The following is a 17938-nucleotide window of genomic DNA, read 5'->3' on the forward strand; positions in this document are numbered from 1 at the left end:
TCCGGGTGTCGCCACGCAAAGCATCACCACGTGATCAGCGGAGACCGATGCAGCCAGGTATCGGCGCGCACTTGATCCAGCACGAATGTCGCAACGTCTTCGCGCGCGATGCTACCGCCATGGAAGCCCGAAAGATCCGTCAGGGCCCGGACCGAGCCGCGGCCGGGCTTGTTGTTCAGGATCGAGGGGCGAACCAGGACCCAGTCCAGCCCGCTGTCTTTGACGATTGCTTCCTGCCGGTCCTTGTCGGTGTACACCTTCTTCAGGAGAAGCGGAAAGATCACATTGTCGGCGACAAAGCCGCCGTGCCCGGCACTGTCGCCGGCGCCCATTCCCGTGATGCAAACGAGCCGCGAGACCTGCTCGGCCTTCATCGCGCTCACGAGCGCGCGCGTCCCGGTCGAGAGAAGCGTCACCTCGCGGAACGGGCTTACCGGTGTACCCAGCGCACTGACCACGGCCTCACGGCCTTTGAGGGCTGCGCGCAGGGCTGTTTCATCGCGGGCGTCTCCGACGATAAGCTTCGCCCCCGTGATGTCACGTGCCTTCTCGGCGGAACGCACCAGCACGGTGACGTCGTAGCCTCGCGCCACCGCCTGGTTGACGATCAGGCGACCGGTGGCACCGGTCGCTCCAAGCACCAATATCTTCGTCGCACCTTGCGGATCCGCCGGAACAGTGGCGATTGAAGAGGTCATGATGGGAGTCCTCGTTGTCGTGATGGGGACGTGCCCATGCCGTCAGGCAGAGGCCGCGATTTCGGAGACGAAGTCGCGATAGGAGCGCAGGGGACGGCCCAACAACGCGGTCAGACGCTCGACGTCGCCGGCTTCGGGGACCATTCCCTCGGTGAGGAAACGCTCGCTCATCAGCCGCATGTCGTAGGCCATCCAGCTCGGCATGAACTGCCGGAGATTCTTCTCGAAGCCGGCGGTATCGTCACCGGGATAGGCGATCGTGCGACCCAGCACCTCCGACCAGGCGGCGGCGGCTTTCGCGCCGGTCAGCGTATCGGGACCGACAAGATTGATGCGCGTGAGCGGAAGCGGTGTTGCAGCGCGCTCACGACGGATCAGCTCGAGGGCCGCGATCTCACCGATGTCGCGCGCATGGATCATGGCGAGTCCCCTGCTCCCGATCGGCATCGGATAGATGCCATATCCGGTCACCACGTCCTTGATCGTGACGTCGTTGTTCATGAAGTACGCCGGGCGCAGGATGGTGGCGTTGAAGCCCATCTGCTCGATCATCCGCTCGACGCCGAACTTGCCGGCAAAGTGCGGGACGTTCACGTAGCGATCGCTGTGGATCACCGAGAGGTACACGACCCGCTCGACGCCAGCCTCGCGGGCGACGTTGAGCGCGATCAGCGCTTGCGTGAATTCATCCGGCACCACTGCGTTGAGCAGGAACAGGGTCGAGACGCCCTTGAACGCGCTGCGGATCGAGTCGACGTCGAGCAGGTCGCCCTGCACGACGGTGACGCCTGCCGGGAGGTTTGCCTTGGCTGGATCGCGGGCGAGAGCACGGACATCGGCGCCGCGTTTGGCGAGCTGTTCGACGACGTGGCGGCCGACGGTGCCGGTTGCACCGGTAACGAGGATGGTCATGGAGATCACTCCGGGTTGGTCAGAAGACACCCGGAAATTAGCGATCCACAAACGAACCGATAGCCGCTATATTTGGACGGACTGTCTCACTGGTGGAACGATGTACCTGCTCGCACTGACCGACTTCAATCTCGTCGCCCGGCACGGCGGCTTCGGACGGGCCGCACGCGCCACCGGACGCCCGAAAGCCACCCTGTCCCGGCGGGTCGCCGAGCTGGAAGCTGCCCTCGACCTGCGCCTGTTCGAGCGCGGGGCGCGCACCCTGAAACTCACACAGGAAGGACGCGCCCTTTACGAGCGAACGGGGGCCTTGCTCACCGAGCTCGATGAGACGGCGACAGCGATCGCCTCGGGTGGGGACAGGCCGCGGGGGCGCTTGCGGATCAGCGCGCCCTTGCTGTTCTCGCAGACTGCAATGGGAAACCTCGCGGCTGGGTTCGCGCTCAGATATCCGGAGATCCGTCTTGAGGTCACGACGGAAGATCGCTCCGTCGACATGGTGGAGGAAGGGTATGACCTCGTCATTCGGGTCAATCCCGATCCGGATGACAGCCTTGTCGGACGAATCTTTCTGCGCGATCGGCTGGTGGTCGTGGCAAGCCCGGACCTGAAACGACCGAGGGACGGCATCGCTGTGCCGGCTGTCATGCGCGGAGCGGGCGACCAGCTGACAAGCTGGGAAGTCACGATGCCCAGTGGAAGGTCGCGCATCGCGATTGATCCGGTCCTGCGCCTGTCATCGCTCGTCATGGTTCGCGACGCGGTCCGGGCGGGCGTCGGCGCCGCACGCCTTCCGGTATCACTGGTCAGTCACGACCTGGCTGCCGGCACGCTGGTGCATTGGGGCGACATCGACGGACCGGAGATCGCGTTGTGGACGCTCTATCCATCGCGCCGGCTGTTGAGCGCGCGCGTCTCCGCCTTCCTCGACTTCATGAAAGAAGCCTTTCCGATGGGGACGCCTGACGAGCTGGCGGCGTTTATCGGGAGATGAGCGGGCGGCGCGCGCTGCTCGCGCCTGACGGTCAGGCGTGCTCCTCCGCCTTCGTCCCCAGCGGCTTCGGCGCCATGCCGCCGCCGGGCTTGAGGTGGAATTCGTAGGTCATCAGGTGCCATCGCCCGTTCGCCTTGCTGCCGTCGGGCAGCTCGAGATCGTTGCGCGGCTCGACCTTGGCGACGAGGTCGTCCTTCACGCCGAACACCACGTCGGAATCCAGATATTTGTCGCCGTCCATGAAGACGTGGGTGATCAGCGGCTCGTAGCCCTTGGCATTGACCAGGAAGTGCACATGCGCCGGGCGCATCGGGTGACGGTTGGTCTGCACGATCATCTCGCCGACCGGGCCGTCGGTCGGGATCGGGTAGCTGCACGGCAAGATGGTGCGGAAGAAGAAGCGGCCATCGCTGTCGGTGATGAAGCGCGCCCGCGCCGAGGCACCGACCTCGTCATAGTTCGGCTTCTGCGAGTCATAGAAGCCGTCATCGTCAGCGTGCCAGACGTCGACGGGGACATTCGCGAGCGGCTTGCCGTCGAGATCGGTGACACGGCTCTGCACGAACATCCGTTCGCCGGTTTGATTGTTCGGAGAGATGTCGGTTCCGTGCGCGGTCACCTTGTGCTCGCCGACATAGAACGGCCCGAGCACGGTGGTCTGGGTGGCGCCCTCGCGCTCGCGATGGTTGACCGCGTCGACCAGCATGGAGACGCCGAGCACGTCGGACAGCAGGATGAATTCCTGTCGTGTGTCCGTGCATTTCTGGCCGGTGCGGGTCAGGAAATCGATGGCGTATTCCCATTCCGCGAAAGTGAGGCCGGTCTTGCTCACGTAATCGTGCAGCGACTTCACCAATTCCTGGAGCAGGAATTTCGCGCGCGGGTCAGGTGTCTGGTCAAAGCTCCGGACGACGGCTTCGGTGAGTTCGGTTTCGTTGAACTGGGTCATGGTCGTTTGCCTGCGTTTTCTCATTGGCCCGTTGGGGATCTTTTTGGGCTGCTTGGAGGCGTTCCAAAGTGAAGCCTACACCAAACAGCCGGCCGGCGTTAAGCGCGACCGGGTTGGAATAAGACCGCCTTTTCGGCTATCAACGGCGGACAAAACTTTCGGAGGAACTGATGCTCGCCCCCACCCCCGCCTCGCCCGAATCCGTGGGCATGTCCAAGGCCGCGCTCGACCGTGTCGATGCGCATCTGAAGAGCCGGTACATCGATGCCGGTCGCTTCCCGGGCACGCATCTCCTGGTCTATCGCCGTGGCAAGATCGCCCACAGCTCGGTGCAGGGTTTTGCCGACGTCGAACGCAAGCTGCCCGTCAAGGATGACACCATCTACCGCATCTATTCCATGACGAAGCCGCTCACCAGCGTCGCCTTCATGATGCTGGTCGAGCAAGGCCTCGTCGCCATCGATGAGCCGGTCGCCAAGTACATTCCGGAATGGAAGGATCTCGGCGTGTTCGTCGCCGGCACTGCGCCTTCCTTCCTGACCCGGCCGCCGTCGCGGCCGATGCTGATCGTCGACCTCCTGCGCCACACCTCCGGCCTCACCTACGGCTTCCAGCAGCGCTCGAACGTCGATGCCGCCTACCGCGCCGAAAAGATCGGCGAGGTCGAGAAATCCGGCACGCTCCAGACCATGATCGAGAGCCTTGCAAAAATCCCGCTGGAGTTCTCGCCGGGCGAGGCCTGGAATTACTCGGTTTCGACCGACGTGCTCGGCTACCTCATTGGCAAGATCTCCGGCATACCGTTCGAGCAGTTCCTGAAACAGCGCATTCTCGATCCACTCGGCATGACCGACACTGATTTCCACGTGCCGGCTTCCAAGGCCCACCGGTTCGCTGCCTGTTACTCGGCCGACCCGGGTGGCGGCATGACCTTCCATGCCGGCCAGCGCCGCGAGGGCCTGACGTTGCAGGATGATCCAACCAAGAGTTCGTTCCTGTCACCGCCGTCCCTGATTTCGGGCGGCGGCGGGCTGTGCTCGACGACGGCCGACTATCTCACCTTCTGCCGTGCGCTGCTCAATGGCGGCGAACTCGGCGGCGTCAGGTTGATCGGGCCGAAGACGCTGGCGCTTATGACGACCAACCACATTCCGGGTGGACGCTCGCTGCCGGAAGTGTCGCGCTCGCTGTTCGCGGAAGCCGCCTACAACGGCATCGGCTTCGGCCTCGGCTTCGCCGTGACGATGCGCCCGGCCGAGACGCTGGTCGCCGGCAGCCCCGGTGAATACAATTGGGGCGGCGCGGCCACGACGTCGTTCTGGATCGACCCGGCCGAAGAATTGATCACCATCTTCATGACGCAGGTGCTGCCGTCGAGCGCCTACCCGCTCCGGCGCGAGCTGCGCAGCATGGTCTACGCTGCGATCACCGAGAGCAATCTCTGAGAAAAATGCACCGATCCCGCGGCATCAGAGCCGCGGGATCAAGCCCCGCTCATTTCAACATCTCCGGCACGATCAGGCGCGGCAGGAACAGGGAAACGCTGGGCCAAATAATGAGCGCCGCCAGCACGAGCAGCATGGGGATCAGCATGATCACCGTGTCCTTAAGCGCATAGCGCAGCCGTACCCCGGCGATCGAGCAGGCGATCATCAAGCAGAGGCCATAAGGCGGCGTCACCAATCCGAAGGCGAGCGAGACGATCGAGATGATCGCAAACTGCACCGGATGAAGGTCGACCGATTTCGCCAGCGGTTCGAGAACGGTGCCGACGATGATGATCGCCGGAATGGCGTCGAGGAAGCAGCCCACCACCAGAAAGCAGAACGCGATGAAGAAGCCGGCCCCGATCGCGCCCATGCCCCAGGTCGAGACGTTAGCCAGCAGTTCCTGCGGAATCCTGTAATAGGCCAGCAGCCAGCCGAACGCGCTCGCGGTACCCACGCAGAACAGCGCCACGCCGGCAAGGCGCCCGGTATCGAGCAGCGCCTTGTAGAGTTCGCGCGCGCCGGTTTCACGGTAGAAGAACGTCGACAGCGCCACGGAATAGAGCACTGCGACGCAGGCGGATTCGGTCGCGGTGAACCACCCCAGCAGGATGCCGCCGACAATGATGAACGGCGTCATCAGCGCCGGTATCGAGCGCCAGATGGCGCAGCACATCTCCCTCCAGGTGTCCTTCGGATAGGTCGGATAGCCCCGGCGCACGGCATAGATATGCACTGTTGCCATCTGCGCGCCCGCGATTAGCAATCCCGGCACGATGCCTGCGAGGTACATCGCGGCGATCGAGGTCGAGATCAGTCCGCCCCACACGATCATCAGGATCGAGGGTGGGATGATGACGGCGAGCACGGCCGAGACCGCGGTGATGGCGATCGAGAACGAGAGGTCGTAGCCCTCCTTGGTCTGGGCATCGATGAATATCTTGGACTGGCTCGCCGCGTCCGCGGTGGAGGATCCGGAGATGCCGGCAAAGAACACCGACAGCACCACGTTGATCTGCGCCAGCGACCCCGGCCAGTGCCCGACCATCGAGCGGGACAGCGCGACCAGCCGGTCGGTGATGCCGCCGATGCTCATCAGATTGGCGGTGAGCAGGAAGAACGGGACCGCTAGCAGGATGAATGAATTGTAGGCGTTGAAGGTTTCCTGCGCGAGCGTCATCAGCGACAGATGCGGCTCGATCAGCAGGATCGGCACGCAGGCAAGGCCAAGCGCGAAGGCGACCGGGACGCGGATGATGAGCAGGCCAACGAAAGTACCGAACAGGACCATTGCGGCCTGCCCGGCAGAAAGAACATTGCCGCTCATTGATTTGCCCCAAACAAAATCCGCATCTCGTCGACGATCTGTTCACCGGCGAACACGATCCAGGTCACGCCGGAAATCGGCCAGGCGACGTGGATCAGCCAAAGCGGCAGATCGGCCAGCTCCGAAGTTCTGTTCCAGGCAAAGCGGGTGAACTCGATTCCGGCGGTTACGAACACCAGTGCCAGCGCCAGCACGCCGAGCCGCGCGAGAATCCGGACCATGGCTTCGCTTCGGCGTGACAGGTCAGGCCAGATGTCGACTTCAAAATGCTGCGACTCTCTGATGCCGACCATGGCGCCAATCATGATCGTCCAGATGAACATGAACCGCGCCATCTCCTCGGTCCAGATGTAGGACGGAATCAAAGGCGTGTAGCGCGAGATGATCTGCAACGTGACCGGAATGACCAGCATACCGACGGAGGTGGCGAGCAGGATTTCCAGCAGTTTTGCATAGGCCGCCGTTGCTCGGCGCCATGGCGACGGGTTCGGTGGCATCGATATTTCAGTCATCACGACTCCGGGGGATCACAATCACGCAATGGGGCAAGCCGTCTGGCTTGCCCCGACGTCCTGTCGCGTGGGCGGCGACAGTTTTCAGACGACGTTGATCTTCTCGAAAATGCCTTCCGCGCCAATTTCCTTGGCGTAGGTGGCCATCACGGGATCGGCGAGCTTCTTCATGGCGTCCCGTTCTTCGAAGGGAACGCGCTTGAGCTTCCCGGCCTTCTCCAGCGTGTCGAGCTTGACGACTTCTTCACTCGACTCCAGTTGTCGGCCGTAGTCGCCGGCCTCCTTGCCGGCCTTCATGATCGCGTCCTGCAACTCCTTCGGCAAGGTCTTTAGCGTCTTCACCGAGAAGCAGATCGGCCGGATCGACACGGCGTGTTGGGTCAGGTTGAGATGCGGAGCCACTTCGTAGAACTTCATCGCCTCGACGCCGGCCGCCTCGTTCTCGCCGGCCGCAATCACGCCGTTCTGGATCGCGTTGTAGATTTCGTTGTAGGCGATCACCGTCGGGCTCATGCCCACGGCCGCAAAGGTCTTCGACCAGATCGGCGCGCCCTGTACGCGCACCTTGAGTCCCCTAAGGTCGGCGAGAGTCTTGAGCGGCTTGTTGGCGAAGATATTGCGGATGCCACCGCCGGAATAGCCGATCAGAACGACCTCGGCCTTGGACGCGACTTCGTCGGCGATCGGCGCCAGGATATTGGCTTCGACGACCTTGTTCATGTGGTCGATGCCCTTGAACACGAAGGGCGCGTCGATGAACGGGGCCGCCTTGGCGAAGGTCGACATGTGAGCCGGCGAGACGATGCCGTAATCGACGGCTTTGCCCTGCGACATGTACTCGAAATATTGCTTTTCGAGGCCAAGCGAGGAATTCCTGTGCAGTGTGAAGTTGACGGGCTTGCCGTAGTACTTCTTGACCAGCTCTTCGAACCGGAGCAGGGCCCGGTTGAAGGCGTGGTCGTCGTTGAACTGGACCGCGCCGTTCAATGTGATCGGCGACTGTGCCCTGACGATTGACGGCATGCCCATCGCAGCCGCCGCAGTGGTCGCGCCGAGCCCAGCGAGAAATGATCTTCGCTTCATCGTCTCCCCTCCTTTTGATGCTCCGGCCCTGTCGCCGGGCCGTGAGCGCAGCCGGTATGCGGCTTGCGAGTGGGAAGCGTATGGAAAACCTCGGCGGGACGGAAGTCATTTCACGCGCGCGGGAGGCCCTCTTCGTCGCAGGGCCACCCCTTTCGCGAACTGCTGCACTGCAACTTGCGCTCCTGCCGGTGCGTGGCAGGCCGAGGGGAGCAGCCTCTCTTAGCAGACAGACGGCGTGCGGGCCCGTGCGCTGCACGCACAGACCCGCCTTCCACTGCCGCTTAGTGCATGTGGCCGATCAGATAGATGCCGCCGCCGATCACCAGCACGGCCGGCACGGCCCAGAGAATCAGAACTGGCATTTGTCATCCTCCTCAGTTGGACGTGCAGACCTTGACGGTCTTCATGCCGGCTTCAGCTTCGGTGCGCGATTTGTAGATCGCGCCCGATGGGCTGACGACGGTCATGGACGTGTCCGTCGGCTTCTTGTCGACGATTGTGCACTTCTTCGTCTTGACGTCCTGCACGACATAGAACTCGTCGGCCGCGAACGCCGGCAGGGATATTGCGGAAAGCATCAATGCTGCAGTTACTATCTTCAACTTCATTTGTAGTCCTCCTCCAGAGCCCGAGCCGTCAGCCCGGTCATCTACAAACGGGAAAAAGCGGCAATTAGTTCCCTGAGCCGGGAACGCTGTCCGCAATGAGGGGTTGTTGCGGCGCATGTTCAAACGAGGAGAACGAGATGAAGAAGTTGTTCCTGCTTTCCGCCGCGGCGGTCCTGATGTCGACCGGTGCTTTCGCGCAATCGACCGTCGTGACGACGACCGGGACGGGCCACGCGGCGGCCGTCCAGATCGAGCCGCAGTACCGAACCAAGATCAAATCCTACGTCACCGAGCATCGCATTCGCCCGGTGACCACGAAGGAAAAGATCGTTGTCGGTGCGGCGGTGCCGAGCGACGTCGAGCTTGAGGCCGTTCCCGCAGACTGGGGTCCGTCGCTGACGAAGTATCGCTACGTCTACTCCGGCGATCGCGTGATGCTCGTCGATCCCGGTACGCGCACGGTCGTTCAGGAAATTGATTGATCCAGGTGTAAGGGGGCCGCCTTGAGGCGGCCTCCCTCTCTGGGAGTTGACATTATGAAATCGCATCGAGAGGCCCGGATCGCCGGGCTCAGCCTGGCGGCCGTGTACGCCATGTGTCTCCTACTGACCGCAATCAGCATGAGCTGGAGGCGCAGCCGCGGACGGCGCTGCAAAATCTTCTTCCTGGGCGGCGCGTCCGAACGCAAAAATTATTGGCGTAGCGCAAATCCCGCCCCTATGGTCTCCCAAAATCATAAATCCGGCGCTCCCCTGCGCTGGAACCGGGACGCCCGCGTTTGTCAAAGCTCACTTTGCCGGTCCGGCTCGCTCTTCTGGTGACGGGAACGATGTTGCCGCTGATCGTCTTCGCGGTCGGCATTGCCGTCTACAATTACAAACAGGACCGCAACGACGCGACCCGCCGCGTGCTGGAGAATGTGCGCAGCATGCGCCTCGTGCTGGACTCCGAGGTGCAGCGGATGACCGGCGGCCTGCAGGTGCTTGCACTGACGAATTCGCTGCGCAACGACGACTTCCAGAGCTTCCGCCGCATCGCGCTCGGCTTCGTCGACCAGTACGGCAAAGGCGGCCTCGTGCTGATCTCCGATCGCAAGGGCCGGCTGTTGTTTTCCTCCGCGACCGAGGACACCGCAAGCCTGCCGCCACGCGGTCATCTTGAGATCATCGAGAAGGTGTTTGCGACCAGGTCGCCGCAATATTCCGACCTGTTCACCGGCGCGATCAACGGCCGGCAGGTGCTTACGGTCGAGGTTCCGGTGCTCCGCGACGGCGAAGTGATCTACGACCTCTGCTTCAGCCCGCCGGTCAGCACCTTTCAGGACCTGGTGGAAAAGCAACGGCCCGACCGGGATTGGACGGTCTCCCTGCTCGACACCAAGGCTATCGTGTTCGCGCGCACGCCGAACCCTACGGAGATCTTTGGCAAACGGGCTACCGGCGCACTGTACGAGAGTATGTTGCGCACGCCGGAAGCCGCACTCTCGACGGTTTCGCTCGACGGCGTCGCGTTGTCCACCGTCTATACGAGGTCGCGGCTGACCGGCTGGACCATCGTGGCCGGCGTCGCCGAGAGCTCGCTAATCGCTCCGCTCTGGCGCAACATCGCGATCACCAGTTTTATCGGCGGCGTCCTGCTGCTGACCGGCCTGACCTTCGCGGTCCGGATGGCGACCACGATCGCGCGCGGCGAGATGCTGCACGATCTCCTGATCGACGAGCTCAACCATCGCGTCAAGAACACGCTCGCGTTGATGCAGGCGATCGCGGTGCAGACCTTCCGCAGCGCCAGCCGGGACGAGCGGGTAAAATTCGAGGGCCGGCTCGGCGCGCTGGCCGAGGCGCATAATTTGCTCAGCCAGGAGAAATGGGCGGGCTCCGAGCTGCGGGACGTGATCGCCCGCGCGCTCCAGCCGTTCCTGCTGAATAATCCGGAGCGCATCCGCATGGCCGGACCCGCGGTGCCGCTGTCGCCGCGGCTCGCCGTGGTGCTGTCGATGATCGTGCACGAGATCGCCACCAACGCGGCGAAATACGGCGCGCTATCCAACGAGACCGGCCGGGTGACGCTGGAGTGGCAGGTCGTCGCCGATGCGCCGAAGCCGCGGCTGCGCCTGATCTGGACCGAGATCGGCGGACCGCCGGTGACGGCGCCGGTGCAACGCGGCTTCGGCTCGCGCCTGATCGAGCGCAGCGCGCGCGACCAGCTCGGCGGCGAGGCAACGGTCGACTTCCTGCCCCGCGGCGTGGTCTGCACGGTGATTTGCGCGCTGGACGAGGCGCGATGAACGGAGGCCGGCAATGAAGATCACTAGGGTTCGCACGCACATTCTCGAAGCAAAGCTGTCGCAGCCCTTTGCCTATTCGCGCGCCTGGTACGACACGCGCACCGCAATGCTGGTCGAGATCGAGACTGACAATGGTCTTGTCGGATGGGGTGAATGCTACGGCCCGGCGCGCATCACGGCGGCAGTGGTGCAGAGTATCGCTCCGTGGCTGATCGGCGAGGATCCGTTGCGCACCGACGTGCTGTGGCAGATGGTCTATGCGCGCCTGCGGGATCACGGCCAGAAGGGCGTCGTGATCCAGGGGATGAGCGGCATCGACATCGCGCTATGGGACATCAAGGGCAAGCATTTCGGCGTACCCGTGCATCAGCTTCTCGGCGGCGGCGCGCGCAAGCAGGTTGCGGCCTATGCGACCGGTCTCTACCGGCGCAAGTCAGGCGATCCGCTGAACTATCTGGCGGAGGAAGCGGCGGGTTATGCCGCCGAAGGATTCCGCGCCGTGAAGCTGAAGGTCGGTTTCGGCATCGCGGAGGATGCCGCGGTCACCCGCGCGGTGCGCGAGGCGATCGGCCCCGATGTCGCGCTGATGGTCGATGCGAACCACGCCTATGACGCGGTCGCGGCGATCCGGCTCGGCCGCCTGATCGAGCGCCATGACATCGGATGGTTCGAGGAGCCGGTGCCGCCGGAGGACATCGCGGGCTATCACGCGGTGAAATCCGCGCTTACGATTCCGGTCGCCGGCGGCGAGTGCGAATTCACGCGCTTCGGCTTCCGCGAGTTGTTCGTCTCGCACGCACTTGACATCGCCCAGCCCGACACCTGCGCGGCAGGTGGTCTCTCCGAATGCAAGAAGATCGCCGACATGAGCGAGGCGTTCGGCATCCGCTACAATCCGCACGTCTGGGGCACCGGGATTGCGATCGCCGCCTCGCTCCAGCTCCTCGCGGTGCTGCCCTCGCAAACGCCGACTTCGCTGTCACCGCTCGAGCCGATGCTGGAATTCGACCGCACTGAACATCCGATCCGGCAGGCGATTTTGCAGGAGCCGATCGAGCATGCGAGCGGCGTCGTGCGGGTGCCCGAGGGGCCGGGCCTCGGTATCGAGATCGACCGCGCCGCGCTAGCGCGCTTTGATGCGGAGGCCTAACCGATCGTCTGCAACGTCGGAAACGTCTCCAGCAGCCAGATGCTCACGTTCGAGACCGCGCCGGTGAGGAATCCAATACCGGTGATCACCATCAGGACGCCCATGGCACGCTCGACATTGACGAGATGGCCCTTCATGCGCGCGAACAGGGTGGAAAACTGCTCGATCATCAGGGCAGCGATCAGGAAGGGAATGCCGAGCCCGGCCGAATAGACCGCGAGCAGGCCGGCGCCTCTCGTCACTGTCGCTTCGGCGGCGGCGACCGAGAGGATCGCGGCGAGGATCGGGCCGATACAGGGTGTCCAGCCAAAGGCAAAGGCCAGCCCCATCACATAAGCGCCCCAGAGGCCGACGGGCTTGGGCGCGGTCAAGCGTCCCTCGCGCATCAACAGGCCGATGCGCGTCAGGCCGAGGAAGTGCAGGCCCATGACGATGATGACGATGCCGGCGAGGATCGAGAGTTCGGCCGACCAGGCCCGGATCAGCGCCCCGATCAGCGAGGCGCTGGCGCCGAGCGCCACGAACACCGTGGAGAAGCCGAGCACGAACAGGAGTGCCGACATCATGATGGCGCGTTTGGAGGCCGATGCGGGCTCTTCGCTTTCGACATGCTCGATCGTCGCGCCCGTCAGATAGATCAGGTAGGGCGGGACCAGCGGCAGGACGCACGGGGAGAGGAAGCTGACGAGGCCGGCAATCAGCGCCGCCGGGATCGAAACATTTTGCATGATGCAGTCGGAACCATCTCTGGCGCCGATGCGGCGCGCGGGGAATGCGCGCGGCCCGGAGCCGAACCGGCTCTGGTGTAGCCGATGCCAGCGAATGCGCAACAGAGGCGCACAAAACCAGGGCTCCTCCCGATGCCGTCTGTGATCACAGATGCGGCACCGGGACACGCACAAATCTCGCCAAAAAGCGAAACTCGGCGGCGCGGCTACTTCACCACGCGGAGCAGCGGACGCCGGGGCTGGTCCTGCGTCTGCTTGGAAGGGGGCTGCGGTTCGCTCGTGGCCGTCCGCAGCATTTCGTCGCACAGTGCCTTGAGATCGGCACTGTCAATTCCTTTGAGCTTCATCCGCACGTCCAGGATGACAATGGACAGCAGCTCGGCCGACTCACGGCTATTGCTCTCGTTGAGCACCCTGCGGCACTCTTCGAGCGTTTCCAGCACCGACTGCAACTGTTCGTCTGAATGCGACACGGCGTTCTTTCCGCTAATTCGGCCTGTGAGACGTGGTTGTGACGACCCCTTTGGCCCCCATGGAGCGTCGAGGATAACACGAGGCCGCTACGCCCCCGAACATGATTTCAGTGTGTTTCTGCCTTGAAACCGCGGTTCCGGCGCGTATCGCGTCGCGCCGCCGGCCGTCGAAACGCTCAGTCGTAAAGCGCTCGATCGTAAAACGCTCGCTCGTAAAACGCCTGGCGTGCTGCAATTGATCCATCGCGGAAGGCACCTGCTCTCGCGCAAGGACGTTCATTGCGGACAATGCCGACAATCCCGCAGGCAAGTCACGGCTCACAACGGAACTCACGCCACACCCCTCATACGGGCGATGGTTTGCCCGATTCCTAGCCCTTGTTCCTAGGCTTGGCAGCACCCGAATACCACCTGCGGCGTAGTAAGGATGACGTTCAAAACTCGTCGTTCCCCAACCCGCCGTGGTTGTGGTTTTCCCGAGATTCTGCCAGTTTAGCGACCCGAAGGGACTTGTATGCACTCCTTGGCGGAAAGGGGCGTTCCTCTGGAGGAACGCCCAAAGACAAACGTCAGCGGCCTCTCGGACTGGGATGCGGCGCGCATTTTCCTGGAAGTTGTCCGATGCGGAAGTTTCCGCTCGGCGGCCGAGCGCCTGTCGCTGTCGATCAACGCCGTTCGCCGCCGGATCGATGATTTCGAACGCCAGACCGGCACCACGTTGTTCACCCGCGACGTCCACGGCACCCGTCTGACCGACGAAGGCGCGCTGGTGGTCTCCGCCGTCGAGCAAATGGAGGCGGCTGCCTTCGACGTGCTGCGCACCAGCGATTCGACGGCGAACGCCCTGTCCGGCGAGGTCCGCGTCGCCGTCACCGAGGGACTTGGCACATTCTGGCTCGCCCCGCGACTGGTCGAATTCCAGCAGACCTATCCGAAGATCCTGGTCGATCTGCATTGCGCGATGCGTTCGGCCGACGTCTCCCGCCATGAGGCCGACGTCGCCATTCACCTGTCGCGGCCTTCGGCGCTCGACGTCAAGCTGGTGCGGCTCGGCCGCATGCATCTGATGTTCTGGGCCTCCGAGAAATACATTTCGAAACATGGCGCGCCGCGCTCGGCGATGGAGTTGATCAAGCACCGCCTGGTGCTGCAGTTCGCCGACCAGCTTGCTGCCAAGCAAACTTTCGAGAGCTTCTTCCCCGGCGTTCCGGAACGTGACCTTCTGGTCATGAAGACCAACGTCTCGAGCGCCAACTACTGGGCGGTCGCGAATGGCGCCGGAATCGGCGTGTTTCCGAGCTACGCCATTGCGCTTGGCGGGAAGTTGATTCCACTGGAGGTCGAGCTGAACAGACCGCTGGATATCTGGTTGTCCTACCATCCCGGTAGCGGCCGGATTCCGCGCGTACGACACATGATTGACTGGCTGATCGAAGCCTTCAATCCGGCGCGTTTCCCGTGGTTTAAGGAAGAGTTCGTGCACCCGCATGAATTCAAGGACGAGTATATGGGCGAACCCCTGACCCAGCTCTTCGGGGGGTTTTCAACCGAAGACCGATGAGAAAAAAGATGAAGACAGCGGCGAAGAGAATGAAGCAGCGCAGTGCCGGCAAGCCGGACATTGAGCTGGGCAAGCGAATCCGTCTACGGCGCGTCGAGATGAAGGTCTCGCAGGCCGAGCTCGGCGAGAAGCTCGGCGTCAGTTTCCAGCAGGTCCAGAAGTACGAGAAGGGCGTCAATCGCGTCGGCGCGGCCCGGCTTCAGCAGATCGCCACCGCCCTCGATGTGCCCGTGACCTTCTTCTATGACGGCGACAACAAGGCGCGCGAAGTCGAGAGCCTGCTCTTCCTGGACTCGGCCTTCAGCCTCCGCCTGCTGCGCGCCTACAGCAAGATCAAGGACCAGACGGTGCAGCGTCAGCTCGTCTCGCTGATGGAATCGATCGCGGCGAACGAAGCCTGAGCCGATCGGCATTCGTGCCTTTCTGCCCGATGTTCAATCCGCCGCGCCACGGGGCGCGGCTGGATTGGACGAGATCCGGACGAGATATCTCCGGCCGCGCGCTCGCGCGGACTTCTCGGGGCGGCATGACCGCCCCTTTTTGTTGACCATTTTTCCCGCCGTCGCCCGCGGTTTGCGCGAACCCATTCCGGCCCTCTCGCGACCCAATCCAGAGACCGCGTGCCTTGCGCATGGGGCTCGCGATGCGCCGTGCTTAAGGGAGCCGCAACCGGGAGGCGCTAGCCTCCCGCCGATTTCTCGAATCAGCCCGACGAACCGGGAATTGCCGATGCGAGCGCCTGTCCGTGCCTCGCTCTCATAGGGAAGATGGGACACATGTCGAAGCGCCATGCGATAATCATTGCCGTCGGCATGCTTGCGAGCGCCTCTGCGCTTGCTCAGACCGAGACCATTGGACAGGCCGGGCCCAAGCCGGCGACTGCGGCTGGCACGGTGCCGGCCATCGCCAATCCGGCCCACGCAGCCGCACCGAAAACCGCCGCGCCGGCGGCCGCATCTACGGCGGAGAGCCGTTCGGCCGCAGCGCTCGCGCTGACGCATGAGCCGACCTATGACGAAGGCTCCGCCCAGCGCATCAAGGATGCGGCGCTGAGCTATTCCGATCTGGCCGTGCGCGGCGGCTGGCCGACGATCCCGGCGGACGCCAAATTCGCGCCCGGCGCCCAGGGCGCCAATGACGATCTCCTGCGCAAACGGCTGATCGTCTCCGGCGATCTTTCCGCCGACAAGGCGAGCGGCGCCCTCGACCAGGATCTCGCCGACGCCGTGAAACGCTTCCAGGCCCGCCACGGCCTCGCGCCGACCGGAACGATGACGCCGCGCACGATCGCGGCGATGAACGTGCCGGTGCAGAAGCGCATCCGGCAGCTGGAGGCTTCGCTGCAGCGGCTCGAGAACATGAATTTCGGCTTCGGCCAGCGCTATGTCGTGGTCAACATCCCCGCCGCCTTTGCCGAAGCGGTCGAGAACGACGTCGTGGTAAGGCGCTATCGCGTGATCGTCGGCAAGACCGAAAAGCCCTCGCCGACGCTGACGGCCCAGATCAGCAGCGTCGTCCTCAATCCGACCTGGACGGTGCCCTCCTCGATCGCCAAGACCGAGATCTCCGCGCATATGCGCAAGGATCCCAGCTATCTGTCGCGCATGCACATGGAGGTGCTCGACGCCCACGACAATCCGATCGACCCGAATTCGGTTGACTGGTCGGGCACCCATACGCCGAATTTCACCGTGCGCCAGCACAACGGCACGTTCAACGCGCTCGGCGCGGTCAAGATCGACATGCCGAATTCCTATTCGGTCTACATGCACGACACCAACCAGCGCAATCTGTTCAGCGATGATTACCGCTTCGATTCCCACGGCTGCTCGCGCGTCGACAATGTGCGCGATCTCGCCGCCTGGCTGCTGAAGGACCAGCCGAAATGGAGCCGCGCCGCGATCGACGCGGAGATCGCCAGCGGCCAGCATCTCGACGTCGCCATGGCGAAGAAGGTGCCGGTGGCCTGGATCTACCTCACGGCGTGGATGACCAAGGACCAGACCGTCCAGTTCCGCAACGACGTCTATCACCAGGACGAGCAGTTGCTGGAGGCGACCGCCGAAGAGGCGGCCTTCTTCAGCAATGCCGGCAGCCACCCGCTGACCGCGCACATGACCAGATAGATCGCGCCATGCAATCGCGGCACAGGCGGCTGCAAAGCCAGGTCCGTTGTCGCGGTTGACCCTGGCCTCGCCCCGGCCGAACATTGCGCCTCGCCAACGAAAGCGCCCGCGATGTCCGACATGTCCAGCACGACCGAAATTCCCTACGCCGACGGCAAGATCCTCAAGCACACAGCCAGTGGCGTCGGCGTGATCACGTTCAACAATCCCGACAAGCGCAACGCGATGTCGCTGGAGATGTGGGAGGGATTTGGCGAGGCGCTGACCGCCTTACGCGATGACGCTGCCGTGCGCGTCGTGATCCTGCGCGGCGGCGGTGGCAAGGCATTCGTGTCGGGCGCCGACATCAGCCAGTTCGAGAAGACGCGCCATAACGCCGCCGCTTCCGAGGAATACGCAAAACGCAGCGCCGCCCAGCGCGCGCTGCTCGCCGATTATCCCAAGCCAACGATTGCCTGCATCCAGGGTTTTTGTCTCGGCGGCGGCATGCAGGTGGCGATGCTCGCCGACATCCGCATCGCCTCCCATGGCAGCCAGTTCGGCATTCCCGCGGCGAAGCTCGGCATCGCTTATGGCTATGACGGCTTGCGGCACTTGGTGTCGCTGGTTGGCCCGTCCTGGGCACGGCTCCTGATGTATACGGGCATGCGCATCGATGCGTCGGAAGCGCTGCGCATCGGGTTGGTCGAGCGCGTGCTTCCGGAGGATCAGCTCTGGGGCGAGACCATGGCCATCGCCGAGACGATCTCGCAAAATGCGCCGCTCGCGATCAAGGCCGCCAAGCTCACCATCGCGCAAGTGTTGAAGGACGAAAGCGCGCGCGACATGGACGCGATCAGGGCGGTCGGCACGGCCTGTATGGACAGCGTGGATTTTCGCGAGGGCCGGCAGGCCTTCATGGAGAAGCGCAAGCCGCAGTTCCAGGGACAGTGATTCCGTCGCCAGCGAGCAAAATGAAACAATCCAGAGTGCCTCTGCCTGCTTGGCTCTTCGCGATGACGGCGGGCAAACTGAACATGCATTCAGGAAGATTAAATTCCCAC

The 17938-nt window shown here is 63.4% G+C and carries 18 protein-coding genes; 9 read left to right on the forward strand and 9 right to left on the reverse strand.

Going from position 1 to position 17938, the window contains the following annotated elements:
* Window positions 1-23: 23 nt before the first annotated feature.
* Together AB3L03_RS07570 and AB3L03_RS07575 are read right to left on the reverse strand one after the other, a co-directional pair.
* Window positions 24-698, reverse strand: a complete 675-nt coding sequence (locus tag AB3L03_RS07570) for an NAD(P)-dependent oxidoreductase (RefSeq protein WP_204510582.1) — start codon at window positions 696-698, stop codon at window positions 24-26.
* 42 nt (window positions 699-740) lie between these two features.
* Window positions 741-1610: an SDR family oxidoreductase gene (locus AB3L03_RS07575; protein WP_204510581.1), complete on the reverse strand. Its 870-nt coding sequence runs from the start codon at window positions 1608-1610 to the stop codon at window positions 741-743.
* A 100-nt stretch (window positions 1611-1710) separates the two neighbouring features.
* Between AB3L03_RS07575 and AB3L03_RS07580 the strand changes: the two genes are divergently transcribed.
* Window positions 1711-2604, forward strand: coding sequence for a LysR family transcriptional regulator (locus AB3L03_RS07580; RefSeq protein ID WP_204513906.1), 894 nt, complete (start codon window positions 1711-1713; stop codon window positions 2602-2604).
* A 31-nt stretch (window positions 2605-2635) separates the two neighbouring features.
* Here AB3L03_RS07580 and AB3L03_RS07585 read toward each other — a convergent pair whose 3' ends face one another.
* Window positions 2636-3553, reverse strand: a complete 918-nt coding sequence (locus tag AB3L03_RS07585; protein ID WP_204510580.1) for an intradiol ring-cleavage dioxygenase — start codon at window positions 3551-3553, stop codon at window positions 2636-2638.
* Between the two features lie 170 nt (window positions 3554-3723).
* Between AB3L03_RS07585 and AB3L03_RS07590 the strand changes: the two genes are divergently transcribed.
* On the forward strand, window positions 3724-4998 hold the full coding sequence (locus tag AB3L03_RS07590; protein WP_018457099.1) for a serine hydrolase: 1275 nt from the start codon (window positions 3724-3726) through the stop codon (window positions 4996-4998).
* A 49-nt stretch (window positions 4999-5047) separates the two neighbouring features.
* On the opposite strand, the gene AB3L03_RS07595 is transcribed toward AB3L03_RS07590, so the two are convergent.
* The 4 genes from AB3L03_RS07595 to AB3L03_RS07610 all read right to left on the reverse strand — a co-directional run bounded on the left by AB3L03_RS07595 (window position 5048) and on the right by AB3L03_RS07610 (window position 8570).
* Window positions 5048-6367 carry a TRAP transporter large permease gene (locus AB3L03_RS07595; protein ID WP_018457100.1) on the reverse strand — a complete coding sequence of 440 codons (1320 nt, stop codon included), beginning with the start codon at window positions 6365-6367 and terminating at the stop codon, window positions 5048-5050.
* A complete protein-coding gene (locus AB3L03_RS07600) occupies window positions 6364-6879 on the reverse strand; it encodes a TRAP transporter small permease (RefSeq protein ID WP_368508395.1) in 516 nt (171 codons plus the stop codon). The genes AB3L03_RS07595 and AB3L03_RS07600 overlap by 4 nt, the downstream gene beginning before the upstream one ends.
* Before the next feature lie 84 nt (window positions 6880-6963).
* Entirely contained in the window at window positions 6964-7962 is a 999-nt protein-coding gene (locus AB3L03_RS07605) for a TRAP transporter substrate-binding protein (RefSeq protein WP_018457102.1), read from the reverse strand.
* A 374-nt stretch (window positions 7963-8336) separates the two neighbouring features.
* Window positions 8337-8570 carry a hypothetical protein gene (locus AB3L03_RS07610; protein WP_026233301.1) on the reverse strand — a complete coding sequence of 78 codons (234 nt, stop codon included), beginning with the start codon at window positions 8568-8570 and terminating at the stop codon, window positions 8337-8339.
* Between the two features lie 137 nt (window positions 8571-8707).
* Between AB3L03_RS07610 and AB3L03_RS07615 the strand changes: the two genes are divergently transcribed.
* The 3 genes from AB3L03_RS07615 (at window position 8708) to AB3L03_RS07625 (ending at window position 12007) form a co-directional block, all read left to right on the forward strand.
* Window positions 8708-9052 carry a DUF1236 domain-containing protein gene (locus AB3L03_RS07615; protein ID WP_018457104.1) on the forward strand — a complete coding sequence of 115 codons (345 nt, stop codon included), beginning with the start codon at window positions 8708-8710 and terminating at the stop codon, window positions 9050-9052.
* Between the two features lie 347 nt (window positions 9053-9399).
* On the forward strand, window positions 9400-10857 hold the full coding sequence (locus AB3L03_RS07620; protein ID WP_368509019.1) for a sensor histidine kinase: 1458 nt from the start codon (window positions 9400-9402) through the stop codon (window positions 10855-10857).
* Window positions 10858-10870: 13 nt separating this feature from the next.
* Complete coding sequence (locus AB3L03_RS07625; RefSeq protein WP_368508396.1) at window positions 10871-12007, forward strand: mandelate racemase/muconate lactonizing enzyme family protein; 1137 nt, start codon at window positions 10871-10873, stop codon at window positions 12005-12007.
* On the opposite strand, the gene AB3L03_RS07630 is transcribed toward AB3L03_RS07625, so the two are convergent.
* Both AB3L03_RS07630 and AB3L03_RS07635 read right to left on the reverse strand, forming a co-directional pair.
* The gene (locus AB3L03_RS07630; RefSeq protein WP_204510575.1) at window positions 12004-12735 is read right to left on the reverse strand and encodes a cytochrome c biogenesis CcdA family protein; all 732 of its coding nucleotides are present in this window, start codon (window positions 12733-12735) and stop codon (window positions 12004-12006) included. The genes AB3L03_RS07625 and AB3L03_RS07630 overlap by 4 nt on opposite strands.
* Window positions 12736-12941: 206 nt before the next feature.
* A complete protein-coding gene (locus AB3L03_RS07635) occupies window positions 12942-13208 on the reverse strand; it encodes a hypothetical protein (RefSeq protein WP_018457109.1) in 267 nt (88 codons plus the stop codon).
* A gap of 514 nt (window positions 13209-13722) precedes the next feature.
* Here AB3L03_RS07635 and AB3L03_RS07640 point away from each other — a divergent pair.
* The 4 genes from AB3L03_RS07640 to AB3L03_RS07655 all read left to right on the forward strand — a co-directional run bounded on the left by AB3L03_RS07640 (window position 13723) and on the right by AB3L03_RS07655 (window position 17828).
* Window positions 13723-14769: a LysR family transcriptional regulator gene (locus AB3L03_RS07640; RefSeq protein ID WP_231188740.1), complete on the forward strand. Its 1047-nt coding sequence runs from the start codon at window positions 13723-13725 to the stop codon at window positions 14767-14769.
* A gap of 29 nt (window positions 14770-14798) precedes the next feature.
* On the forward strand, window positions 14799-15170 hold the full coding sequence (locus AB3L03_RS07645) for a helix-turn-helix domain-containing protein (RefSeq protein WP_026233304.1): 372 nt from the start codon (window positions 14799-14801) through the stop codon (window positions 15168-15170).
* Between the two features lie 375 nt (window positions 15171-15545).
* Entirely contained in the window at window positions 15546-16895 is a 1350-nt protein-coding gene (locus tag AB3L03_RS07650; RefSeq protein ID WP_085352113.1) for a murein L,D-transpeptidase, read from the forward strand.
* 111 nt (window positions 16896-17006) lie between these two features.
* Complete coding sequence (locus AB3L03_RS07655) at window positions 17007-17828, forward strand: enoyl-CoA hydratase (RefSeq protein ID WP_018457114.1); 822 nt, start codon at window positions 17007-17009, stop codon at window positions 17826-17828.
* Window positions 17829-17938 lie beyond the last annotated feature (110 nt).

This window comes from Bradyrhizobium lupini, assembly GCF_040939785.1.
GTDB lineage: Bacteria > Pseudomonadota > Alphaproteobacteria > Rhizobiales > Xanthobacteraceae > Bradyrhizobium > Bradyrhizobium canariense_D.

Coding starts and splice junctions, on each gene's coding strand:
- AB3L03_RS07625 (WP_368508396.1), top strand. CDS start 10,871: ATGAAGATCACTAGGGTTCGCACGCACATTCTCGAAGCAAAGCTGTCG.
- AB3L03_RS07575 (WP_204510581.1), bottom strand. CDS start 1,610: ATGACCATCCTCGTTACCGGTGCAACCGGCACCGTCGGCCGCCACGTC.
- AB3L03_RS07595 (WP_018457100.1), bottom strand. CDS start 6,367: ATGAGCGGCAATGTTCTTTCTGCCGGGCAGGCCGCAATGGTCCTGTTC.
- AB3L03_RS07605 (WP_018457102.1), bottom strand. CDS start 7,962: ATGAAGCGAAGATCATTTCTCGCTGGGCTCGGCGCGACCACTGCGGCG.
- AB3L03_RS07620 (WP_368509019.1), top strand. CDS start 9,400: ATGTTGCCGCTGATCGTCTTCGCGGTCGGCATTGCCGTCTACAATTAC.
- AB3L03_RS07630 (WP_204510575.1), bottom strand. CDS start 12,735: ATGCAAAATGTTTCGATCCCGGCGGCGCTGATTGCCGGCCTCGTCAGC.
- AB3L03_RS07580 (WP_204513906.1), top strand. CDS start 1,711: ATGTACCTGCTCGCACTGACCGACTTCAATCTCGTCGCCCGGCACGGC.
- AB3L03_RS07585 (WP_204510580.1), bottom strand. CDS start 3,553: ATGACCCAGTTCAACGAAACCGAACTCACCGAAGCCGTCGTCCGGAGC.
- AB3L03_RS07640 (WP_231188740.1), top strand. CDS start 13,723: ATGCACTCCTTGGCGGAAAGGGGCGTTCCTCTGGAGGAACGCCCAAAG.
- AB3L03_RS07610 (WP_026233301.1), bottom strand. CDS start 8,570: ATGAAGTTGAAGATAGTAACTGCAGCATTGATGCTTTCCGCAATATCC.
- AB3L03_RS07600 (WP_368508395.1), bottom strand. CDS start 6,879: ATGACTGAAATATCGATGCCACCGAACCCGTCGCCATGGCGCCGAGCA.
- AB3L03_RS07655 (WP_018457114.1), top strand. CDS start 17,007: ATGTCCGACATGTCCAGCACGACCGAAATTCCCTACGCCGACGGCAAG.
- AB3L03_RS07590 (WP_018457099.1), top strand. CDS start 3,724: ATGCTCGCCCCCACCCCCGCCTCGCCCGAATCCGTGGGCATGTCCAAG.
- AB3L03_RS07615 (WP_018457104.1), top strand. CDS start 8,708: ATGAAGAAGTTGTTCCTGCTTTCCGCCGCGGCGGTCCTGATGTCGACC.
- AB3L03_RS07650 (WP_085352113.1), top strand. CDS start 15,546: ATGTCGAAGCGCCATGCGATAATCATTGCCGTCGGCATGCTTGCGAGC.
- AB3L03_RS07570 (WP_204510582.1), bottom strand. CDS start 698: ATGACCTCTTCAATCGCCACTGTTCCGGCGGATCCGCAAGGTGCGACG.
- AB3L03_RS07645 (WP_026233304.1), top strand. CDS start 14,799: ATGAAGCAGCGCAGTGCCGGCAAGCCGGACATTGAGCTGGGCAAGCGA.